The sequence below is a fragment of the Janthinobacterium sp. 61 genome (assembly GCF_002846335.1).
Taxonomy (GTDB): Bacteria; Pseudomonadota; Gammaproteobacteria; order Burkholderiales; family Burkholderiaceae_D; genus Janthinobacterium.
On the sequence record NZ_PJMQ01000001.1, the window covers coordinates 3,187,890 to 3,209,144 of the forward strand.

The 21,255-nt window shown below is 61.1% G+C and carries 19 protein-coding genes; 7 read left to right on the forward strand and 12 right to left on the reverse strand.

The genetic code is table 11. The features are described 5' to 3' along the window. The first annotated feature begins 34 nt into the window (after positions 1-34). A complete protein-coding gene (locus CLU92_RS14610) occupies positions 35-757 on the forward strand; it encodes an arginyltransferase (RefSeq protein WP_101482462.1) in 723 nt (240 codons plus the stop codon). A 156-nt stretch (positions 758-913) separates the two neighbouring features. On the opposite strand, the gene CLU92_RS14615 is transcribed toward CLU92_RS14610, so the two are convergent. Beyond that, positions 914-4,225: a S41 family peptidase gene (locus tag CLU92_RS14615; protein WP_101482463.1), complete on the reverse strand. Its 3,312-nt coding sequence runs from the start codon at positions 4,223-4,225 to the stop codon at positions 914-916. Between the two features lie 203 nt (positions 4,226-4,428). On the opposite strand from CLU92_RS14615, the gene CLU92_RS14620 reads away from it, so the two are divergent. From CLU92_RS14620 to CLU92_RS14640, 5 genes are all read left to right on the forward strand, one after another. Beyond that, the gene (locus tag CLU92_RS14620) at positions 4,429-5,478 is read left to right on the forward strand and encodes a quinone-dependent dihydroorotate dehydrogenase (RefSeq protein ID WP_101482464.1); all 1,050 of its coding nucleotides are present in this window, start codon (positions 4,429-4,431) and stop codon (positions 5,476-5,478) included. Continuing rightward, positions 5,478-6,524 (forward strand): aldo/keto reductase, encoded by a 1,047-nt coding sequence (locus CLU92_RS14625; RefSeq protein WP_101484695.1) that lies wholly within the window; start codon positions 5,478-5,480, stop codon positions 6,522-6,524. Before CLU92_RS14620 ends, CLU92_RS14625 begins: the two co-directional genes overlap by 1 nt. Before the next feature lie 300 nt (positions 6,525-6,824). Next, on the forward strand, positions 6,825-9,248 hold the full coding sequence (locus CLU92_RS14630) for a TonB-dependent siderophore receptor (RefSeq protein WP_101482465.1): 2,424 nt from the start codon (positions 6,825-6,827) through the stop codon (positions 9,246-9,248). A gap of 158 nt (positions 9,249-9,406) precedes the next feature. Continuing rightward, on the forward strand, positions 9,407-10,018 hold the full coding sequence (locus tag CLU92_RS14635) for a DUF2185 domain-containing protein (RefSeq protein WP_101482466.1): 612 nt from the start codon (positions 9,407-9,409) through the stop codon (positions 10,016-10,018). Further along, a complete protein-coding gene (locus CLU92_RS14640; RefSeq protein WP_101482467.1) occupies positions 10,015-10,368 on the forward strand; it encodes an MmcQ/YjbR family DNA-binding protein in 354 nt (117 codons plus the stop codon). Before CLU92_RS14635 ends, CLU92_RS14640 begins: the two co-directional genes overlap by 4 nt. On the opposite strand, the gene CLU92_RS14645 is transcribed toward CLU92_RS14640, so the two are convergent. From CLU92_RS14645 to CLU92_RS14680, 8 genes are all read right to left on the reverse strand, one after another. Then, the gene (locus tag CLU92_RS14645) at positions 10,365-11,297 is read right to left on the reverse strand and encodes a CysB family HTH-type transcriptional regulator (protein ID WP_101482468.1); all 933 of its coding nucleotides are present in this window, start codon (positions 11,295-11,297) and stop codon (positions 10,365-10,367) included. The two genes, CLU92_RS14640 and CLU92_RS14645, sit on opposite strands and share 4 nt — an antisense overlap. 14 nt (positions 11,298-11,311) lie before the next feature. Further along, positions 11,312-12,382: a sulfate/molybdate ABC transporter ATP-binding protein gene (locus CLU92_RS14650; protein WP_096237561.1), complete on the reverse strand. Its 1,071-nt coding sequence runs from the start codon at positions 12,380-12,382 to the stop codon at positions 11,312-11,314. Between the two features lies 1 nt (position 12,383). Further along, complete coding sequence (gene cysW, locus CLU92_RS14655; protein ID WP_101484696.1) at positions 12,384-13,310, reverse strand: sulfate ABC transporter permease subunit CysW; 927 nt, start codon at positions 13,308-13,310, stop codon at positions 12,384-12,386. After that, positions 13,307-14,116 (reverse strand): sulfate ABC transporter permease subunit CysT, encoded by an 810-nt coding sequence (gene cysT / locus CLU92_RS14660; RefSeq protein WP_257562510.1) that lies wholly within the window; start codon positions 14,114-14,116, stop codon positions 13,307-13,309. The genes cysW and cysT overlap by 4 nt, the downstream gene beginning before the upstream one ends. A 279-nt stretch (positions 14,117-14,395) precedes the next feature. Further along, the gene (locus tag CLU92_RS14665; RefSeq protein WP_101482470.1) at positions 14,396-15,034 is read right to left on the reverse strand and encodes a peroxiredoxin; all 639 of its coding nucleotides are present in this window, start codon (positions 15,032-15,034) and stop codon (positions 14,396-14,398) included. A 42-nt stretch (positions 15,035-15,076) separates the two neighbouring features. Continuing rightward, a complete protein-coding gene (locus tag CLU92_RS14670; protein WP_101482471.1) occupies positions 15,077-15,643 on the reverse strand; it encodes an alpha/beta hydrolase in 567 nt (188 codons plus the stop codon). A 53-nt stretch (positions 15,644-15,696) separates the two neighbouring features. Continuing rightward, positions 15,697-16,701, reverse strand: a complete 1,005-nt coding sequence (locus CLU92_RS14675) for a sulfate ABC transporter substrate-binding protein (RefSeq protein ID WP_101482472.1) — start codon at positions 16,699-16,701, stop codon at positions 15,697-15,699. Between the two features lie 130 nt (positions 16,702-16,831). After that, on the reverse strand, positions 16,832-17,215 hold the full coding sequence (locus CLU92_RS14680) for a diacylglycerol kinase (protein ID WP_101482473.1): 384 nt from the start codon (positions 17,213-17,215) through the stop codon (positions 16,832-16,834). Between the two features lie 153 nt (positions 17,216-17,368). Between CLU92_RS14680 and CLU92_RS14685 the strand changes: the two genes are divergently transcribed. Next, entirely contained in the window at positions 17,369-18,148 is a 780-nt protein-coding gene (locus CLU92_RS14685) for an IclR family transcriptional regulator (protein WP_101482474.1), read from the forward strand. 107 nt (positions 18,149-18,255) lie between these two features. Here CLU92_RS14685 and pbpG read toward each other — a convergent pair whose 3' ends face one another. From pbpG to CLU92_RS14700, 3 genes are all read right to left on the reverse strand, one after another. After that, on the reverse strand, positions 18,256-19,329 hold the full coding sequence (gene pbpG, locus CLU92_RS14690) for a D-alanyl-D-alanine endopeptidase (protein WP_101482475.1): 1,074 nt from the start codon (positions 19,327-19,329) through the stop codon (positions 18,256-18,258). A gap of 176 nt (positions 19,330-19,505) precedes the next feature. Continuing rightward, on the reverse strand, positions 19,506-20,225 hold the full coding sequence (locus CLU92_RS14695; protein ID WP_101482476.1) for a nitroreductase: 720 nt from the start codon (positions 20,223-20,225) through the stop codon (positions 19,506-19,508). 15 nt (positions 20,226-20,240) lie between these two features. Continuing rightward, the gene (locus CLU92_RS14700) at positions 20,241-21,167 is read right to left on the reverse strand and encodes a DMT family transporter (protein WP_101482477.1); all 927 of its coding nucleotides are present in this window, start codon (positions 21,165-21,167) and stop codon (positions 20,241-20,243) included. Between the last annotated feature and the right edge of the window lie 88 nt (positions 21,168-21,255).

Sequence of the window (21,255 nt, forward strand, 5' to 3'; positions counted from 1 at the left end):
ATCCATTGCTGCGGCCAGACCAGACAGGATCAGCATGACGCACCTGAACGAACTACCGTTTGCCACCTTGCAGTTCTACACGACGGCGCCCTACCCGTGCAGCTACCTGGACGACCGCCAGGCCCGCTCGCAGGTGGCCACGCCTTCGCACCTGATCAACAGCGACGTGTATTCGGAACTGGTGCGTAACGGCTTTCGCCGCAGCGGCATTTTCACCTACCGCCCGTATTGCGACGGCTGCCAGGCCTGCATCCCCGTGCGCGTGGTGGCGCAATCATTCACGCCCAACCGCAACCAGCGCCGCGCCTGGAGCCGGCATGCCGACCTGCAGGCGGGCGTGGCCACCCTGTCCTTTCTTGACGAGCACTACGAGCTGTACCTGCGCTACCAGAGCACGCGCCACGCGGGCGGCGGCATGGACCAGGACAGCCGCGACCAGTACGCGCAATTTTTGCTGCAAAGCCGTGTCAACACGCGCCTGGTGGAATTCCGCGAGCCCGATGGCACGCTGCGCATGGTCAGCATCATCGACGTGCTGGCCGACGGCCTGTCGTCCGTCTACACTTTTTTTGATCCCGACGTGCCGGGTGCCTCATACGGCACCTACAACGTGCTGTGGCAAATCGCCCAGGCGCGCGAACTGAACCTGCCGTATATCTACCTGGGTTACTGGATCGCGCAAAGCCCGAAGATGGCCTATAAAATCAACTTCAAGCCACTGGAAGCGCGCATCAAGGGGCAGTGGGTAATCCTGTAACCCCGGGGTCAAGCAATGGTGTCGGATTACGCTTCGCTCATCCGACCTACAGGGTGAATCGAACAGTGCAAGGCAGGTCGGATTAGCGCAAGGCGCGTAATCCGACACATTGTTGGCGGCACACGTCGGATTACGGTGCTTCGCGCCTAATCCGACCTACTTGCTCTTGTCCGGAAACGCAGGACGTGCAGGCTGCACGGGCGGGTTCTTCGCCAGTTCGGCCTGGATCACCTCGATCGCCTTATCCAGCTGCGGATCGCGGCCGGCGATGACGTCGGCTGGCGTCTGCTCGACTTCGATATCGGGTGGCACGCCTTCGTTTTCCACGCCCCAGCCGTTTTCGCGCGTCCAGAAGGCCAGGTTCGGTGCCGTGATGAAGCCGCCGTCCATCAGTACGGGGAAGCCCAGCACGCCCACCAGGCCGCCCCAGGTGGCCTTGCCGATCAGCGGGCCCATGTTGTTTTTGCGGAACATCCACGGCAGCAGGTCGCCGCCCGAGCCGGCCGTCTCGTCGATCAGCATGGCGCGCGGCCCCTGGATGGAGGCCGACGGCGTCTTCATGTCGGCGCCGTAACGCATGGTCCACCAGGCGATTTCCTTCTTCTGCAGGATCTCGATATAGTAATCGGCCACGCTGCCGCCGCCATTGAAACGCTCGTCGACGATGATGGCCTGCTTGTCCGCCTGCGGGAAGAAATAGCGCTTGAAGTAGGTGTGGCCCAGGCCTGCCGTATTGGGTACGTACACGTACGCCACCTTGCCGCCGGTTGCCGCATTGACCTTGCGCATATTGCCTTCGATCCAGTCGCGGTTGCGCAAGGCATCCTCCGTCGGCACGGGCACCACGGTAATCGTGCGCGCGCCCTTGCCGTCGGCCGATGGCCCCACCGTCAGGTCGATGGCTTTGCCAGCCGTGTTTTCAAACGCGCTGTACAGATTGGTGGGCGGCAACAAAGGACGGCTATCGACGGCCAGCAGGTATTCGCCCGCCTTCACATTCAGGCCAGGCTCCGTCAGCGGCGCGCGCAGGGCCGGGTTCCAGTTCAAGCCGCCATACACCTTCTTGAAACGGTAATGGCCGTCGCTGACCTCGTAATCGGCGCCCAGCAATCCCCCCGGCACCTTCTTCGCCTCGATAAAATCGTCGCCGCCGCCACCGCGGTGGTGGCCCACGGCCAGTTCGCTGCACATCCACTGGATCAGGCGGTTCAGGTCGGCGCGGCTGGACAGCTCGGGCAGGAAGACGGCGTACTTGTCGCGCATGGCCTTCCAATCCACGCCATGCATGCCCGGATCATAGAAATAGTCGCGGTTGATGCGCCACACTTCATTGAAAATCTGCGTCCATTCGGCGCGCGGGTCGGCTTTCACTTCGATGGCGTCGACCTTGATCTTGCCCTCCCCCGGCGCCAGCAGCTTGCCCGTGGCGGAGCCCATGGCCCAGTTGTCCTTTTGACGGTACAGCAGCTTCTTGCCGTCGGCCGACACTTCGAAATCATCGGCCTCGGCCACCACAGTTTCCGCCTTGCGCTCCTTCAAATCAAAGCGCTGCACGGCCTTCTTGCCGTCGCTTTCGCGCAGCAGGAATATCTGCCCCGCAGCGCCAGCGGCCAGGCTGGAGAACTGCGCGGCCGGAAGCGGCAGGTCGACGATGCGCGTGGCGATGCCGTCAAAATCGATGACTATCGGCGCCACCGGTGCCACGGCCACTTTCGGATCGTCGCGGCCCGTCTTCGGATCGACCTTCGGTTCGCTCTTCGCTTCCGGTTCCGCCTTCGCCGTGTCTTTTTTGTTCTCTGCGCTGGCGGCCTTTTCCTCGTCGCTTTCCTTGATCAGCGGCGACGGCAAATCGCGCCGCAGCACGGCCATCCATACGGTGCGCGTCACCAGGTTGTCTTCATTCTGCTGCGAGAACCAGTTGTTGCTGGGGCCTGCATTCGTCGAAGCGAAGAAGTACAGGTATTTGCCGCTCTTGTCGAACACGGGCTGGGCCACGTCGGACAGGCCATCGGTCACGGGCATCGACTTGTTCTGCTCGATGGAATAGATATACGCGCTGCGCGTGTAGGTGGGCGAATTGAGCGTGTAGGCCAGCCAGCGCGAATCGGGCGCCCACGAGGCGCGCATGCTCTTGTCGACGCCATACATCGGTTCTGTGGCGACCTTTTGCAGCTTGCCCGTGCCGACGTCGATCACGTACATGCTCCAGCCATTGTCGGCAAAGGCAATCTTCTTGCTGTCGGGCGACCAGACGGCGTTGTCGTAAAAGCCGCTGCCATTGAGCTTGAATTTTTTCACCGCGCCCTTGCCGTCCTGGGCCCGCACATGCAGCGCGTATTCGCCCGACTCGTCCGAGAAATACGCGACAGAGCGGCCATCGGGCGACCAGATGGGCGTGCGCTCGTGGGCGCCGGCCGTCTGCGTCAGGTTGCGCACGTCGCCCTTGTCGGCGGGGATGGTGACGATCTCGCCCCGATACTCGAAGGCGACCCTGGCGCCCGATGGCGAAATCGAGGCGTCGCGGATGTATTTCGCGTTCTTGACCCAGCGCGGGCGTGTCTGCCCCAGGTCGCTGGCCACGGCGATACTCAGCTTGCGCGCCTGGCCGCTGGCGATGTCAAACGAGTGCAGATAGCCAGCCTGCTCGTAGACGATGGTGCCATTCGCCGCCGAGGCATTCAGTACGGGGAAATCCGCATGCTGCGTCAGCTGGCGCACGGCCTTGGTCTTCACGTCGTACGCAAACAGGTTGAATTCGCCGTTGCGGTCGGAGCGGAAGTACACGGTGTCCTTGATCCAGATCGGGTCGACGTCGTTCGAGCGCGTGGTCGGCTGGGGGATTTTCTCGATGGATTTATCGCTGGAGGAAAACAGCCACAGCCAGGAATTGGTGCCGCCCCGATAACGCTTCCACTGCTTGAAAGCGGGCATCAGGGGGTTGTACGCAATGCGCTTGCCGTCCGGAGAATACGTGGCGCGCGATGCGTTGGGGATTTCCAGCTGGGTTTCTACTCCGCCCGTCACCGGCACCGTAAACAGCTTCTGGAAGCGGTTGTTGAAGGCGGCGCGGGGCGAAGTGAACATTACGGCCTGGCCATCGGGCGTGAACGATTGCGCCAGGTCAACGCCTGGGTGGAAAGTCAGGCGGCGTGGCACGCCGCCCGCCGCCGCGATCACATACACGTCGACATTGCCGTCGATGTTCGCGCTATACGCGATCTGGCTGCCGTCGGGCGAGAAGACGGGATTGGACTTGTCGCCCAGGTCGGAAGTGAGGCGCCGCGCGCCGCCGCCGTCCAGGTTGGACAGCCACAGATCGCCCGCATAGATGAAGGCGATATGCCGGCTGGAAACGGCCGGTTCGCTCAGCATGCGGGTGTCTTGCGTATTGGGCAGGGCCAGGGCCGGGTGGCTCAGCAGCAGTGCGCTGGCGGCCGCGATGGCCGTCAAGATGCGTGTCTTTTTCAATCGATGTCTCGCTTATGAAGTCAACAGAACAGAGAAGAAACAGGAAAGTCCAAGGTCGAATGCAAATTATCAAGATCTCAATATTGCATTTCACCAACAGGAACTATACACCCGGCAGCCGCGCGGAACACGGTAAAATACGGCACTTATTTCGCGCGCAGCCAGCCCTCCCCGGTAGCCCGCACACCTACTCAAAGCGCCCCATGTCTGAAAAATTCCTGTACTCCCTCGCCCGCCCGCTGCTGTTTTCGATGGATGCCGAAGCGGCCCACCATCTCACCCTGCCCGCCCTGAAACGCGCTAGCGCGCTGGGCCTGACGAAGCTGGCCGGCAAACCTGCCGCCGACCCGCGCACGGTGATGGGCATCACCTTCCCGAATCCCGTGGGCCTGGCAGCCGGCTTGGACAAGGATGGCGCCTACATCGACGCGCTGGCCGACCTGGGTTTCGGCTCCATCGAAGTCGGTACCGTCACACCGCGCGCGCAAGCGGGAAATCCGAAACCGCGCATGTTCCGCCTGCCGCAGGCGCAAGGCATCATCAACCGCATGGGTTTTAACAATGGCGGCGTGGACGCCTTTGTGGCGAATGTGCAGGCGTCGAAGTTTTACCAGGACCGCGCCGGCGTGCTGGGCCTGAACATCGGCAAGAACGCCGACACGCCCATCGAGCGGGCGGCCGACGACTACCTGCTGTGCCTGGAAAAAGTCTACCCCTACGCCAGCTATGTGACGGTGAATATCTCCTCGCCGAACACCAAGAATCTGCGCCAGCTGCAGGGCGCGTCCGAACTCGACGCCCTGCTGTCGCAACTGAAGGAAGCGCAGGCGCGCCTGGCGGACAAGCACAAGCGCTACGTGCCGCTGGCCCTCAAAATCGCGCCGGACATGGATGGCGAGCAGGTGAAAAGCATCGCCGAGTCGCTCACGCGCCACCGCATCGACGGTGTCATCGCCACCAACACGACCCTGTCGCGCAGCGCAGTGGAAGGCATGCCGCACGGTGCGGAAGCGGGCGGCCTGTCGGGCGCGCCCGTGTTTGAGCTATCGAACAATGTCATCCGCCTGCTGAAGGCGGAACTGGGCGACGCCCTGCCCATCATCGGCGTGGGCGGCATCATGCAAGGCAAGGATGCCTTGGCCAAGTTCGAGGCGGGCGCGCAGCTGGTGCAGTTGTACAGCGGCCTGATTTACGCGGGCCCGGCACTGATCAAGGATTGCGCGCGCGCGCTGCGCGGCAAACAGCCAGCATGATGGATAAGGTCAGACTCGGCTCCAGCAGCCTGGAAGTCAGCAGGATCTGCCTGGGCACGATGACCTTCGGCGAACAGAATTCGGAAGCCGAAGCGCACAGCCAGCTCGATTACGCGCTGGAACGGGGCATCAACTTCATCGACACGGCCGAGATGTACCCGGTGATGGCCAGCGCGCAGACGCAAGGCAGCACGGAACGCCATATCGGCAGCTGGCTGAAGAAAAGCGGCAGGCGGGGCGACATCGTCCTGGCCAGCAAGGTGGCCGGGCCGAACTCGCGCATGCACTGGATACGCAAGGGCAAGACGGACCACGACGCGGTCAACATCCGCGCCGCCGTCGAAGACAGCTTGCGCCGGCTGCAGACGGAGCACATAGATCTGTATCAATTGCACTGGCCCAGCCGCAACCTGCCCATCTTCGGCGCCAGTGTGTATAACCCCCGCAAGGAACATGCCTCGGTGGCCATCGAAGACACGCTGGCCGTGCTGGGCAAGCTGGTCGAGGAAGGCAAGATCGGCCACATCGGCGTGTCGAACGAATCGTCGTGGGGCGTGTGCGAATACATCAAGCAGGCGGAACTGAAAGGCTTGCCGCGCATCGTATCCATCCAGAACCTGTACAACTTGACGGCGCGCCATTTCGAGACAAGCCTGCTCGACGAAACCTGCCACCGGGAAAATGTAAGCTTGCTGGCATACAGCCCGCTGGCGTTCGGTCAGCTGACGGCGAAATACCTCGACGATCCACAGGCCAAGGGCCGCCTGACGCGCTTCCCGGCCGGCTGGAGTCCCCGCTACGTGCGCCCCGCTACCATAGCGGCAGCCAGCCAGTATGCGGCGCTGGCCCGCGCGCATGGCTTGAGTCCGGCGCAACTGGCGCTGGCCTGGTGCTACTCGCGCTGGTTCGTGGCCTCGACCATCATCGGCGCCACCAGCGTGGAGCAGTTGCAGCAAAATATCGATGCCCATCAAGTCACCTTGTCGCCGGAACTGGTGGCGGCCGTCGACGCCATCCACGCCAGAGCGCCCAATCCGGGACAGTAAGCAAGCGCCCTCCGCCTGGCGGTGCATGCCGCCGCCAGACTACCCTCTCTCATCGCACATAGTCGTATTTATACAACAGCCAGCAATTTACTGCTGTGCAGCATTGCAGCCTTGCCATGCCCGGTCGTATGCTGGAAATGAGGCCATATGCGCTACTCGCGCCATTTCGACGTCTTTCAGATATTTATTACATATCGATAGACAGAACGATTCGTAAGCACGCCGCGTGCCCACTGTTAATCTGATTGCATCACCGGACCGCCATGGTTCGCGCAACCACCAACCGAAGAGATATTGTCGATGAGTTCAAGCACCGCCCGCTCCCAGCTTCCCGCCCTCCCCGTAAAAACCGTTATCGCCGCCAGCCTGATCGCCTGCTTCAGCCTGCCAATGCAAGCGCAAGCGCAGCAAGAACTGCCGGCCGAAGGCGAATTGCAATCGGTGGTGGTCACCGGCACCTTCGCCAAGAACCGCCGCACCATCGATTCCGAATCGCCGATCGACATCCTTACCTCGCGCGACCTGCAAAGCACGGGTTCGGGCGAGCTGGCCACCGTGCTGGCGCGCCTGCTGCCATCGCTGAACTTCGCCCGCGCCACAGGCGCCGACGCCAGCGACGCCGTGCGTCCGGCCCAGCTGCGCGGCCTGTCGCCCGACCAGACGCTGGTGCTGGTGAACGGCAAGCGCCGCTATACCTCGGCAGTCGTCAACGTCAACGGTTCCCTGGGCCGCGGCTCGGCGCCCGTGGACCTGAACGCCATTCCCCTGGCCGCCATCGACCACGTGGAAGTGCTGCGCGATGGTGCGGCGGCCCAGTACGGCTCTGACGCGATTGCCGGCGTGATCAACATCATCCTGAAAAAAGGCGCGGCCGGCGGCGATATCGAAGTAGGCTATGGCCAGACGCAGGAACGCGACGGCAAGCAAAAATCCATCAAGGGTTCGGCCGGCTTCGCCCTGGGCGACGACGGCTGGGTGCGTGTCTCGGCGGAAGTGGCCGAACGCGATCCGACCAACCGCGCCGGCGCCGATTTCCGCAATCCGCTGGAGCCGCGCTATGGCAAGGTCAACCAGCGCTATGGCGACCCGGAAAGCAAGCCGGCAACGATTTTCCTCAACAGCGAATACCACATCAATGACAATGTGGACTGGTACGCCTTCGGCAACTACGGCAAGCGCGACACCTCGGCCGCCGCCACCTGGCGCACGGCCCTGATCCAGGACCCGAATAATTCCAAGCTGTTCGTCCAGCGCACGCCGCTCTTCCCGGAAGGCTTCTTGCCGTTGCAAAACAGCACTCTGACCGACCAGTCCATCGTCACGGGCTTGCGCGGCGAGGCGGCCGGCTGGCGCTGGGATGCCAGCATCAATTACGGCAGCAACAAGTTCGAACTGGACCTGGACAATACGGTCAACCAGTCGCTGGGCGCAAACAGCCCCACGCATTTCTATGCCGGTTCGCTGAAAAATGAGCAGACCGTGTTCAACCTCGATGCGGCGCGCGAATTTCCCGTCTCTTACTTTACGGGACCGCTGACTGTGGCTGTCGGTGCCGAAGCGCGCCATGAAAAGTACAGCATCGGTGCCGGCGACGAAGCGTCGTACACGGGTGGCGGCTCGCAAGGCTTTGCCGGCTTCCGTCCTGCCAACGCAGGCAGCCACTCGCGCCACAACGAGTCGATCTATGTGAACCTGGAAGCGGAAGCGACGAAAAACCTGTCCGGTGGCGTAGCCCTGCGCCATGAGCGCTACAGCGACTTCGGCAGCACCACCTCGGCCAAGGGTTCGGCGCGCTACGCGTTCAGCGATGCCCTGTCGCTGCGCGGCACCGTGTCGAGCGGTTTCCGCGCGCCATCGCTGGCGCAGCAGTACTACACCATTACCACCACCAACTTCCAGGTCGTCAACGGCGTCAACACGCCGATCGAGACGGGCACCTTCGCCGTCAACACGCCGCAGGCGCGCGCCCTGGGCGCACAGGATCTGAAACCGGAAAAGGCCCGCAACTACAGCCTGGGCCTGCAGTTCCAGCCTAGCCGCAACTTCACGACGACAGTGGACGCCTACCGCATCGACATCGACAACCGCATCCTGTTCTCAGCCAATCTGGTCCTCAGCAATGCCTTGAAAAACGTCCTTGCTGCGCAGGGCACGCCGGTGGGTTCGGGTCGCTATTTCACCAACGCCGTCGATACGCGCACGGAAGGCGTGGACATCGTCAGCACCTACCGCATCGACCTGCAGGACAAGGACCGCCTGGACCTCACCGTGGCGTACAACCATAACAAGAGCACGGTACAGAAAATCGCCGACAATCCGGCCATCCTGACGGCCAACAACCTGAAACTGATCGACCGCCAGAGCATCGACCGCATCACGGTGGCGTCGCCAAAGGACAAGTTCAGCCTGGCCGCCGACTACGGCTTCGGCATCTGGAATGCACACGGTGTCGTGACGCGCTACGGCAGTTTCACCGTGCCGCAAAACGATGTCAAGCTGGACCAGACGTATGATCCGCAATGGGTGCTGGACGTGTCCGGTTCCGTGAAACTGGGCAAGAACTGGCGCCTGGTGGCCGGCATCGACAACGTCACCAACCGCTACCCGGCGCAAGTGACCAGCAACGGCAACCTGAACGTCAACGGCACCCAGCCCTACAGTATCTTCGCGCCGAACGGTTTCAACGGCCGCTATTACTACGCCAAGGCGGGTTATAGCTGGTAATAGCTGCTGACAGCAACGCAGCATATAGAACGGGAGGCATTTGCCTCCCGTTTTTTATTGCGGCCTATGACATCAAATAAAGCACTGGCGTACGGGTGGCCATCCTGGCAGGCAATCGGCTACCATGGACATTCCCCCAACTCTGACGACGGAATACCATGCCCAGCTGGCATCTGACCGACGCCGCCGATCTGGCAGCGCGCCACCCTTACACCTTCTATAAATCGCCGCCCGAGGCCATCGCCCAGGTACGCCCCGGCGACGTGGTCAAGCTGATCTTCGCCTTCCACAGCGACGATCCGCAGGCACCGGGCGCCGAGCGCATGTGGGTGCTGGTGGAGACGATCGAGCCGCATGGGCATTTCACGGGCAAGCTCGACAACATGCCCGGCTACATCGCCGACTTGCACGCCAAGGACCCCGTCGACTTCGAAGCGCGCCACATCATCAATACGCAGCACGACGATGACGATAACCTCGTCAACCGCTATGCGGGCCTGTGCTTCGTCACCAAACGCGTGCTGGAAGATGGCGCGCCCGTCGGCTATCTGTACCGAGAAGAACCGGACAATGACGACGACAGCGGCTGGCGCTTCACGGCCAACGACGAAAGCGATGACTACATCAACGACAGCGCCAACGTGGCCCTCGTGTCGCTGGGCGCCGTGCTCAGCGTGGACGACCGTTTCATCCGCCTGCTGGATTCTCCGGCCGGGTCAGCCTATGCTTTCGACCACAAGACGCAACAATTCATGGCGGTTGACGAATGACTAGCGATGAACTGAAAGATTTTTGCGCAGCCCTGCCCGGCGCGCAAGCCGTGCTGTACGGTGCGCCGTCGAACATCCTCGTGGTTGAAGTGGGCGGCAAGAAGTTTGCCTATTTCAAGACCAGCATGCCCGAGCAGTGGCGCTTCAGCCTGCGCGTCAGCGCGGAGCGCTTTATCGAACTGACGGACATGCCGGGAGTGAAACCGGCCCGCTACATGGGCCGCTTTCACTGGGTCACGATCGTTGATGTAGTGCGCTTCCCGCCTGATTACCTGGCGGAACTGGTACAGGCTAGCTATGCGCGCGCCGTCGCCAGCCTGACGCGCGCGCAAAGGGCGGCGATCGCCTAGAGGGCGTCTTCTCCCGCCATGGCGCGGTCGATATCTTCGCGCGTCAGGTCCGGCGCCAGCTGCAGGATGAACTCGTAGGCATAGGCGCGCAGATAGGCGCCGCGGCGCACGGCCAGGCGCGTCGTGTTGGTGGCGAACAGATGCGACGCTTCCACTGCCCTTAAACCCTTGTCGCGGCCATGGTCGAAGGCCATCGAGGCCACGATGCCCACGCCAAGGCCCAGCGCCACGTATTGCTTGATGACGTCGGAATCCATGGCCGTGAGGATGATGTCGGTGGCCACGCCCGCCTTGGTGAACGCATCGTCGATATGGCCCCGTCCCGTGAAACCCTTGTCGTAGGTAATCAAGGGATATTTCGCCAGGTCTTCCAGGCGGATGGGCGAGTGCTCGAGCAGCGGGTGGCCGTCCGGCACGACGATCAGATGGCTCCAGCGGTAGCATGGGAACGACACCAGGTCGGGGAACTGGCTCAGGCCTTCGGTGGCGATGCCGATATCGGTCTTGCCCGACAGCACCCACTCAGCGATGTGCTCGGGCGCGCTTTGTTGTAGCGCAATACGCACGTCGGGGAAGGCGGCACGGAAGCCCTGCACCACTTTCGGCAGCGCATAGCGCGCCTGCGTGTGCGTGGCCGCCACGGACAAAGTCCCGCTGGTCTGGCCGCTGTATTCGAGGCTGGCCTGCTGCAGGTTTTCCGCCTCGATCAAGAGACGGTCGACGATTTTCAGAATGCCCTTGCCCGGCTCCGTCAAGCCAGTCAAGCGCTTGCCGTTGCGCTCGAAAATCACCACGCCCAGCTCATCCTCGAGTTCGCGGATCTGCCGGCTCACGCCCGGCTGCGACGTGAACAGGGCGTTCGCCACTTCCGTCAGGTTATAGCCGCGGCGGGCCGCTTCGCGGATCGATCGCAGTTGTTGAAAATTCATAGTGTTCCAGCCTCTTAGGTTCTTGTCGGTTCAACGAACACGTGTAATCGTTTCGGGCGCACGACCAGGGTCTCGCCCTCTTTCAGCTGCAGATGGGTGAAGCGCTCGTTCGACATCACCGCTTCGATCAGTTCGCTGTTATCGATGCGCTGCAAGTCCAGCTGGGCCAGCGGGCCGATGGCATGCGCGCGGCTCAGCTTCACGACGATGCCTTCGGCACCCTGCGTGTAGCGGTCGATTTCCAGGTCGTGCGGACGCACATAGGCCGTGCCCTTGCTGTCGCTCACGCCCGCGTAATCAGGCACCTCGAAGCTGGCGTCGCCCGTGGCCATCACGCCGTCATGCACGCGGCCGTGGAACAGGTTGACGTTGCCCAGGAAGCCGTACACGAAAGGCGACGCCGGGTGGTTGTACACTTGCTCAGGGGAACCCAGCTGCTCCACGGTACCCTTGTTCATCAGCACCACCTGGTCCGCCACTTCCAGCGCCTCTTCCTGGTCATGCGTAACGAAAATGCTGGTGACATGCAAGTCGTCATGCAGGCGGCGCAACCAGCGGCGCAATTCCTTGCGCACCTTGGCGTCGAGCGCGCCGAACGGTTCGTCCAGCAGCAGCACACGGGGCTCGACGGCCAGCGCGCGCGCCAGGGCGATACGCTGGCGTTGCCCGCCCGACAGTTGCGGCGGATAGCGGTCGGCCAGCCAGTCCAGCTGCACCAGTTCCAGCAAATCTTTCACCTTGCGGCGGATCTGGTCTTCCGACGGGCGCTCGCTACGCGACTTCACGCGCAAGCCGAAGGCCACGTTTTCGAACACCGTCATGTGCTTGAACAGCGCATAGTGTTGAAACACGAAACCGACTTGGCGCTCGCGCACGTGGCGGTTCGACGCGTCTTCCGCATCGAGCAGCACCTGGCCGCTGTCCGGATGTTCCAGGCCGGCGATGATGCGCAGCAAGGTGGTCTTGCCGCAGCCGGACGGGCCCAGCAGGGCCGTCAGTTCGCCGGCGGGAAAGTCCAGCGAGATATTGTCGAGGGCGACGAAATCGCCAAAACGCTTGTGGATGTTTTTAACTGCGATGGTCATATCAGTGCTCCGTGGAACGTAAGGCGGAATCGTCGGCGTCGCTCTCGTTCAAACGCCACTCAATGAAAGCTTTCAGGGCCAGGGTCACCAGCGCCAGCAGGGCCAGCAGGGAGGCGACGGCAAACGCGGCGGCGAAGTTGTACTCGTTGTACAAAATCTCCACCTGCAGCGGCATGGTGTTCGTTTCGCCGCGGATATGGCCGGAGACCACGGACACGGCACCGAACTCGCCCATGGCACGGGCATTGCACAGGATCACTCCATACAGCAGACCCCACTTGATGTTTGGCAAGGTCACTCTGCGGAAAGTATTCCAGCCCGACGCACCCAGCACGAGGGCGGCCTCCTCCTCTTCGCTGCCCTGCGACTGCATCAGCGGGATCAGTTCGCGCGCCACAAACGGGAAGGTAATGAAGATGGTGGCCAGCACGATGCCGGGCACGGCAAACAAAATCTTGATGTCGTGTTCCTGCAGCCATGGTCCGAACCAGCCCTGGGCGCCAAACATCAGCACATAGATCAGGCCGGAAATCACGGGGGAGACGGAAAACGGCAAGTCGATCAGGGTCAGCAGGATGCTCTTGCCGCGGAATTCGAACTTGGCGATGCACCAGGAGGCGGCCACGCCAAACACCAGGTTCAGCGGCACGGCGATGGCCGCCGTGATCAGGGTCAGCTTGATGGCGGAAATCGCGTCCGGATCGATGATGGCGGCGATATACGCTTCCCAACCCTTCTTGAACGCTTCCGCAAACACGGCCACCAGGGGCACGATCAAAAAGGTCGTCAGGAACAGCAAGGCGATGGTGATCAATACCGTGCGCACCCACAAAGGTTCCAGCACGACGGGACCGACATTCGGCTCAAAACGGCGCGCTGTCGGCCGTGCATTGTCCACGCCAGCGACGGCAGTCGTATTCGTACTCATGATTTCTTCGCCTTTCCGCGCGTCCATGCTTGCAGCAGGTTAATCGTCAACAACAGCAGGAAGGACACCACCAGCATCACCACGGCGATGGCTGTGGCGCCTGCGTAATCGTATTGCTCCAGCTTGGTAATAATGAACAGCGGCGTGATTTCCGACACCATCGGCATATTGCCGGCGATAAAGATCACTGAACCGTACTCGCCCGTGGCACGGGCAAAGGCCAGCGCAAAGCCCGTCAACAAGGATGGCAGGATGGTCGGGAAGATGACGCGGATAAACGTTTGCAATGAATTGGCGCCCAAGCTGGCGGCCGCTTCTTCCAGTTCCTTTTCCGCGTCTTCCAGCACCGGTTGCACGGTGCGCACGACAAACGGCAAGCCGATGAAGGTCAGCGCCACCACCACGCCCAGCGGTGTGAACGCCACCTTGATGCCCAGCACGCCTTCGATGAACTGGCCGAACCAGCCGTTCGACGAGTACAGGGCCGTCAGGGTGATGCCGGCCACGGCCGTCGGCAAGGCAAACGGCAAGTCGACCAGTGCGTCAATGATGCGCTTGCCGGGGAATTTATAGCGCACCAGCACCCAGGCCAGGATGCCGCCAAACACCACGTTCAGCAGCGCGGCGATCAGCGAGGCGCCAAATGTCAGGCGGTACGACGCCATCACGCGCTCGGACGTGACGGCGCTGAAGAAGGCGTCCGATGTCATGGTGAAGGTCTTGAGGAACACCGACGACAGCGGAATGAGGACGATCAAGGCCAGGTAAAAGAGCGTGAAGCCCAGTGACAGCTTAAACCCCGGCATGACCCGAAACGGCGCTCCGCGCGCCTTGAGCGGTGCTGCTGATGCTGCAGACATAGAAACTCCTTCTTATTACATTTTTGAGTTATAGGGCGCAATAATCACATGCAATCGTTATAAAAAGAACTAACCATTTCTCATTTGCTTAGATGGATTTTGCATACTTGCTGGCAGAATCGACTGGCCAAAAAAAACGCACCGATGAGGTGCGTTTTTGCTTCTTAGACATATTTATACCCGAGACAAATGCTGGGGTCAGACCCGACGGGTCTGACCCCGGAATTACTTGTTGGGCTGCGGCGTCAAGCGCAAGTACGGTTTCGCGGCCGTAAAGCCCTTCGGGTATTTCTGCTTGATCACGTCCGGGTCTTGCACGGTCAAGGGAATGATGACGTCGTCGCCATCTTGCCAGTTGCCGGGCGTGGCGACCGTATAGCCGTCCGTCAGTTGCAGGGCATCGATGACGCGCAGGATTTCATTGAAATTGCGGCCCGTGCTGAGCGGATACGTGAGGATCAGGCGTACTTTCTTGTTCGGGTCAATGATGAAGACGGAGCGCACGGTAGCCGTGACGGATTGCTCCGGATGGATCATGTCGTACAGCACCGACACTTTCTTGTCGACGTCGGCGATGATGGGGAAACCCACCACGGTGTTTTGCGTCTCTTCGATATCCTTGATCCAGCTCTTGTGCGACTCGGCAGCGTCCACGGAGAGGGCGATGGCCTTCACATTGCGCTTGTCAAATTCCGGCTTGAGCTTGGCTGTCAAGCCCAGTTCCGTGGTGCACACGGGGGTAAAGTCGGCCGGGTGGGAAAACAGCACCACCCAGGAATCGCCAGCCCACTCGTGGAACTTGAGCTTGCCGATCGAGCTGTCTTGTTCAAAATCAGGGGCGACATCGCCCAGGCGTAAGGTCATCGTGATCTCCTTGAAAAGTTATGTGGCAGGATGTTCGTCGTGTCAGGCTGCCTGACGGTGGCGTTTGTCGCTTTGCGCCAGATCAAACAGTGTCTGCAGTTGCGCCTGGCCGTAGACCCAGTCCCCCAGGCGCGACTCGGCGTTGATATGGCCCAGCGCACCGCCATCAATATACTTGCAATTCCAGCGCCGTGCCCACTGCGCCGCGTGTTCGGCCGTCATCCACGGGTCGGTCTGGCTGGCGATCAGGATGCCGGGGCAAGGCAATCTCTTTTGCGGCAAGGCTTTCGCTACGCCAAACTTGTCCGGATCGGCAGGCCCCACCAGCAGCACGCCGGCCACGCCCTGCGGGTCGCGGGCCAGGCTGTGCGCCGTCGTCAGGCAGCCGAAGCTGTGGGCGACGATCAGGATGGGGCGCGCATCTTGCCGCCGCACCTGATCCAGACGCGCCGACCAGGTGGCCAGGTCGGGCTCGTTCCAGTTGTCCTGCTCGACCCGCTCAAATTGCGGATACAGGCGCTGCCAGCGGCTCTGCCAATGCTCGGGGCCGCTGTTATGCAAGCCCGGCACGATCAGTACCCGGTAATCGGAAAAGCTGCGCAGCGCCATGATGGATCCCTTTTGGTAACAGTCTGGCAATCGTCTCCGATTGCCATCCGACATTACTTGGGTTGGTAGATCTGGTCGAAGATGCCGCCGTCGGCAAAGTGCGCCTTCTGTGCTGCCGTCCAGCCGCCTGCCACTTGCTCGATGGTGAACAGGTTGACCTTGGCGAACTGGGACGCGTATTTCTTCGCCGCCTTGTCCGTGGCCGGACGGTAGTAGTTCTTGGCAATGATATCCTGCGCTTCGTCCGTGTACAGGTAGTTCAGGTAAGCCTCGGCCACCTTGCGCGTACCGTGCTTGTCGGCAAACTTGTCGACGACGGCGACGGGCGGTTCGGCCAGGATGCTGACGGACGGCGTGATGATGTCGAACTTGGTCGGGCCCAGTTCCTTGACGGCCAGGTAAGCCTCGTTTTCCCAGGCGATCAGCACGTCGCCGATACCGCGCTCAACGAAGGTGGTGGTGGCGCCGCGCGCACCTGAATCGAGCACGGGCACGTTTTTATACAGTTTGCCGAGGAATTCCTTGGCCTTGGCTTCGTTGCCGCCCGGCTGGCGCAAGGCGTAGCCCCAGGCAGCCAAATGGTTCCAGCGGGCGCCGCCCGAGGTTTTCGGATTCGGCGTGATGACGGACACGCCCGGCTTGATCATGTCATTCCAATCCTTGATGCCTTTCGGGTTGCCCTTGCGCACCAGGAACACGATGGTCGAGGTGTAAGGCGAGCTATTGTGCGTCAAGCGCTTTTGCCAGTCGGCGGCCAGCAGCTTGTGTTCGGCCAGCGCGTCGATGTCATAGGCCAGGGCCAACGTGACGACGTCCGCTTCCAGGCCGTCAATGACGGCACGCGCCTGCTTGCCGGAACCGCCGTGCGATTGCTTGATCTTGACGTTGTCGCCTGTCTTGCCTTTCCACTCCTTGGCAAATGCCGTGTTCACATCCTGGTACAACTCGCGCGTCGGGTCATACGACACGTTGAGCAGGGTGATATCGGCAGCTTGCGCCGTTTGCAGAACGGCAAACGCGCTGAGGGCGGCGGCAATGATGATTTTTTTCGACAGCATCTAAGATCCCCGTATGGTTGAACTTTCAGAGCCACCAGATTACGGCGCAACGGCCGCAAAGAGAACGAAGCGTTTCGTCGTTTGATATGCGTTTTTCGCATATGGGCGGTGCGCAACGGGGATATAACGCTTAATAAAAGCGGTTGAACAATACAACGGCCCAGGTAGCAAAGGCCAGGATGCAAGTCAGCAGCACGGCGGCGCTGCCGAAGTCCTTGGCGTTTTTCGACAGAGGATGAAGCTCGAGCGAGATGCGGTCGACCACGGCCTCCAGCGCAGAGTTAAGCAATTCTATGATCAATACCAGCAGCAGCACGCCGATCAGCACCAGCTTTTCAAAGGCGGAGATGCGCAGCAGCAAGGCGATCACCGTGCCGACGACGAACAAGCCTAGTTCCTGGCGGAATGCATGTTCATGGCGCCAGGCCGCCTTCAAGCCGTCGAGCGAGTAGAAAAAGGCGGAAAAAATCCGTTTCAAGCCGCTCTTGCTCTTGAATTCATTGACAGGTTGCATAATTTTCCATGGTTCAAAGTACGTCCAGCCGCCAATTATGACGGCCAATATGAGAATTGTGACAATTTATTCGCTGAATATCTCGGAACATTTCACTATTTTTTCACATCATGGTATAAAGAAGCATGAATACTGCATTGCACCAAATCCATCATGAAAATTGAACCGGTCGCTCCCCCGAAGACGACGATCCAGGTCATCGAACGCATGGTCGCCCTGCTCGATGCCCTGGCCAAATATTCCGACCCGGTCAGCCTGAAGGAATTGTCCAAGGTTTCCGGCCTGCACCCGTCGACGGCGCACCGCATCCTCAACGACATGGTGCTGACGCGCTTTGTCGACCGCATCGAACCGGGCACGTACCGCCTGGGCATGCGCCTGCTGGAACTGGGCAATGTGGTGAAAAGCCGCCTCAGCGTGCGCGAAGCGGCGCTTGACTTCATGCGCCAGCTGCACAAGAAAACCCAGCAAACCATCAACCTGTCCGTGCGCCAGGGCGACGAGATCGTCTACATCGACCGCGCCTTTTCCGAGCGCTCTGGCATGCAAGTGGTGCGCGCCATCGGTGGCCGCGGCCCGCTGCATCTGACTTCGACCGGCAAGCTGTTCCTGTCAGTCGATGAGCCGAAAGCCATCCGCGCGTACGCCACGCGCACGGGCTTGGCCGGACACAACAAGAATTCCATCACGGATCTGCAAAAACTCGAGCGCGAGCTGAGCCTGGTGCGCGAGCGCGGCTATGCGCGTGACAATGAAGAGCTGGAACTGGGTGTGCGCTGCATGGCCGCCGGCATCCGCGACGACTCTGGCAAGCTGATCGCCGGCCTGTCGATCTCGGCGCCAGCCGACCGCCTGCAAGATGAGTGGCTGGTGGACCTGGTCGAGACGGCCAACCAGATTTCTGTCACCTTGGGATTTATACCGCAGGACTAGACCACTGCCGCATAAAAATGTTCAGGGCAAGGCGCACTAACGAAGACAGTACGACTAGTACGGCAAGTTAGTGCAACGCTGCCATGGACATTCGCATTGAAACTTAATTAACCGCCAGGCAAGCTCATGTTGGCAGGCTTGAGTGCTTCCAGCCACTTGCGCATGCGTCCCGCATCGGCCGTACGTGACTGTTTCCCTTTGGAATCGAGGAAGACCATGATCACGGCCCGTCCCTCGATGACGGCCTGCATCATCAGACAACGTCCCGCTTCATTGATGAAGCCCGTCTTTTGCAAGCCGATTTCCCAGCCCGGATTGGCCACCAGATGATTCGTATTGCCAAACTGCATGGGCTGGCCACTGGCTTCGACGATGGCTTTCGGGTCCGTCGAGTACTCGCGCAGCAATGGATGGCGGAAGGCGGCCATGGCAAGCTTGCCCAGGTCGCGCGCGCTGGCCACGTTCATTTTCGACAAGCCGCTGGAATCGACGTAATGCGTATCGAGCATGCCCAGCTGGCGCGCCTTGCTATTCATGGCGTCGACAAAGGCCGGCAAACCGCCCGGATAATTGCGGCCCAAGGCCGAGGCGGCGCGGTTTTCCGAGCTCATCAGGGCAATGTGCAGCATATTGCCACGCGTCAATTGCGAGCCCACTTTCAGGCGTGAGCTGCTGAACTTGGCACGGTCGACATCCTCGTCCGTGATCGTCAGCACTTCATCCATGTCCTGGCGCGCTTCGACCACCACCAGGCCCGTCATCATCTTGGTGATGGAGGCGATGGGCAAGGCCACATTGGAATTCTTTTCAAACAGCACTTCCGAATTGTTCTGGTCCAGCACCAGCGCCACGCTGGACTTGAGGTCGAGCGGATCGCGCGTCAGGTTCAGGCCGGCCAGGTCGCCCATGGTGGGCATCGGTGCGGCCATGGGCACGGCCACGCTGCTGACTTTTTGATAGATAACCTTGCGTTTGCCACGCACCATGACGACCCGGCGCACGGTCTTTTCGCGCGGCGCGGCCGTCGCACCCTTACGCAGCACGACTTTGACTTTCTTGGTGTTGTGTTTCTTTGCGGCTGAGGATTTGCCGTTCGCCTCCCTGGCGTGCACGGCCGCAGCCGGCGCCAGCGCAAACAGCAGGGAAGCCAGGATACCCAGCGCAAGTTTAAACTTAGCCATTCGATAATTCCCCGTGAAGCTGTTGCCTTATTGCAGTGTAGCGAAATGCAGAGTAATCGCAAGCCTATTTAACAGTTGGAACAGTATTTATTGCAGTAACGAAATACAAATAGTTATCTATCAGCAAACAAACCTCTCCTTAATCAGCTGATTGCTTGTGCAAATCGCCAGAGTGTCTATTTATCCATGAATTTAACAAAGCCCGCCAGCGGCTCGCGTTCCGTGTTCAAGCGGTTCTCGATCTTGTCCGGGTCGGCATAGCCGAGAGCCATGCCGCACACCACCATTTCGCTGGCCGGCACGCCCAGTTCCTCGCGGATGATGTCATGGTAGTGGATGAAGGCCGCTTGCGGGCAGGTATCGAGTCCCCGCGCGCGCGCCGCCAGCATGATGTTTTGCAAGAACATGCCATAGTCGAGCCAGGACCCCTGTTCCAGCACCCTTTCGATGGTAAAGATCAGGCCCACGGGCGCATCGAAAAACTGGAAATTGCGTCCATGCTGGGCCGCCATGCCGGCCGTGTCGCCGCGCTCCAGGCCCAGCAGTTGATACAGGTCCAGGCCGATCTTGCGGCGGCGCTCGATGAACGGCGCCGTCCACTGGCGCGGATAATACGTATACGACGCCGTGCGCGCGGGAGCATCAGGCGCCTTGGGTGCGGCATAAGCGTCGAGGATGCGGCGCGACAGGCGCAGACGCGCTTCACCCGACAGCACATACACTTTCCACGGCTGCATGTTGGCGCCCGATGGCGCGCGCGCCGCCACCTCCAGGATGCGCGCAATATCGTCTTGCGCCACCGGCGTGGGCAAAAAGGCGCGGATCGAGCGACGCGACACAATGACGGCGTCCACGGCTTGCTGCGCCGACGGTGTTTCAGATACTTGTTTGCTCACTGCCCTGCTCTCCTGCTATTTCTTGACAACAAAAACCACGCCGACCACGGCTACCAGCATGCCGGCGATGCCCAGCATATTAAATGCTTCGCCAAACATCAGCCAGGCCATCACGGCCGTCGTGGGCGGCGTCAGGTACAGCAAGCCCGTCACCTTCGTCGCATCGCTGCGGCGGATCAGGGCGAACAGCAGAAAAATGGCGCCGATGGACAGGACGAGTACAGACCACAGCAAGGCGCCAACAAAATTCGCCGTCCATTGGACGTTGCTGAAATGCAGGTCCAGACCTTCGTAATACAGGGCAAACGGCAACACGACCACGATGGAGGCGGCAAACTGCACCACTGTGCCCGTGCGCAAGTCGAATTGGGGACAGTGGCGTTTTTGATACATGGTGCCGGCCGTCATCGACAGCAGAGCGAACACGCACAGCAGCACGCTTTCCACGGTCAGGCCCACGAGATTGATCTTGGCATACACGACCAGAGCCACGCCCAGCAAGCCAAAGAATAGGCCCAGCCACTGGCGCGGGCGCACGGATTCGCCGATCAGGGGCGCGGCGCAGGCCGTCAGCACAGGCTGCATGCCCACGATCAGGGCGGACAGGCCGGCTGGCATGCCCAGCTTGATGGCGCACCAGACGCCGGCCAGATAGCCAGCCTGCATCAGGATGCCGGCCACGGCGATCTGGCGAAACTGTCCCACGGGCCACGGCGCACGCAACAGCAGCACCAGCGGCAGCAGGATCACCAGCACGCCCAGGAAGCGCAGCAGCAGGAAGGTCAGCGGCGGCGCGTACGGCAGGCCGAACTTGGCGACAATAAAACCTGTGCTCCATAACAACACAAAGAAACCGGGCAAGGCCATCGGCGCCAGGGTCGTCAAGAAAGGGGCTTTGGGGGCTTTGCCGCTGGCGCCGGCTGCGGCGGGAAGATTGGACATGGTATCAACTCGGGAAACGGGATCGGCACCGGGGCGCTGCGCCAGTGCGGGAGGCAAAGTCTAGCATGCTGCGCCGCAATCGTCCCCG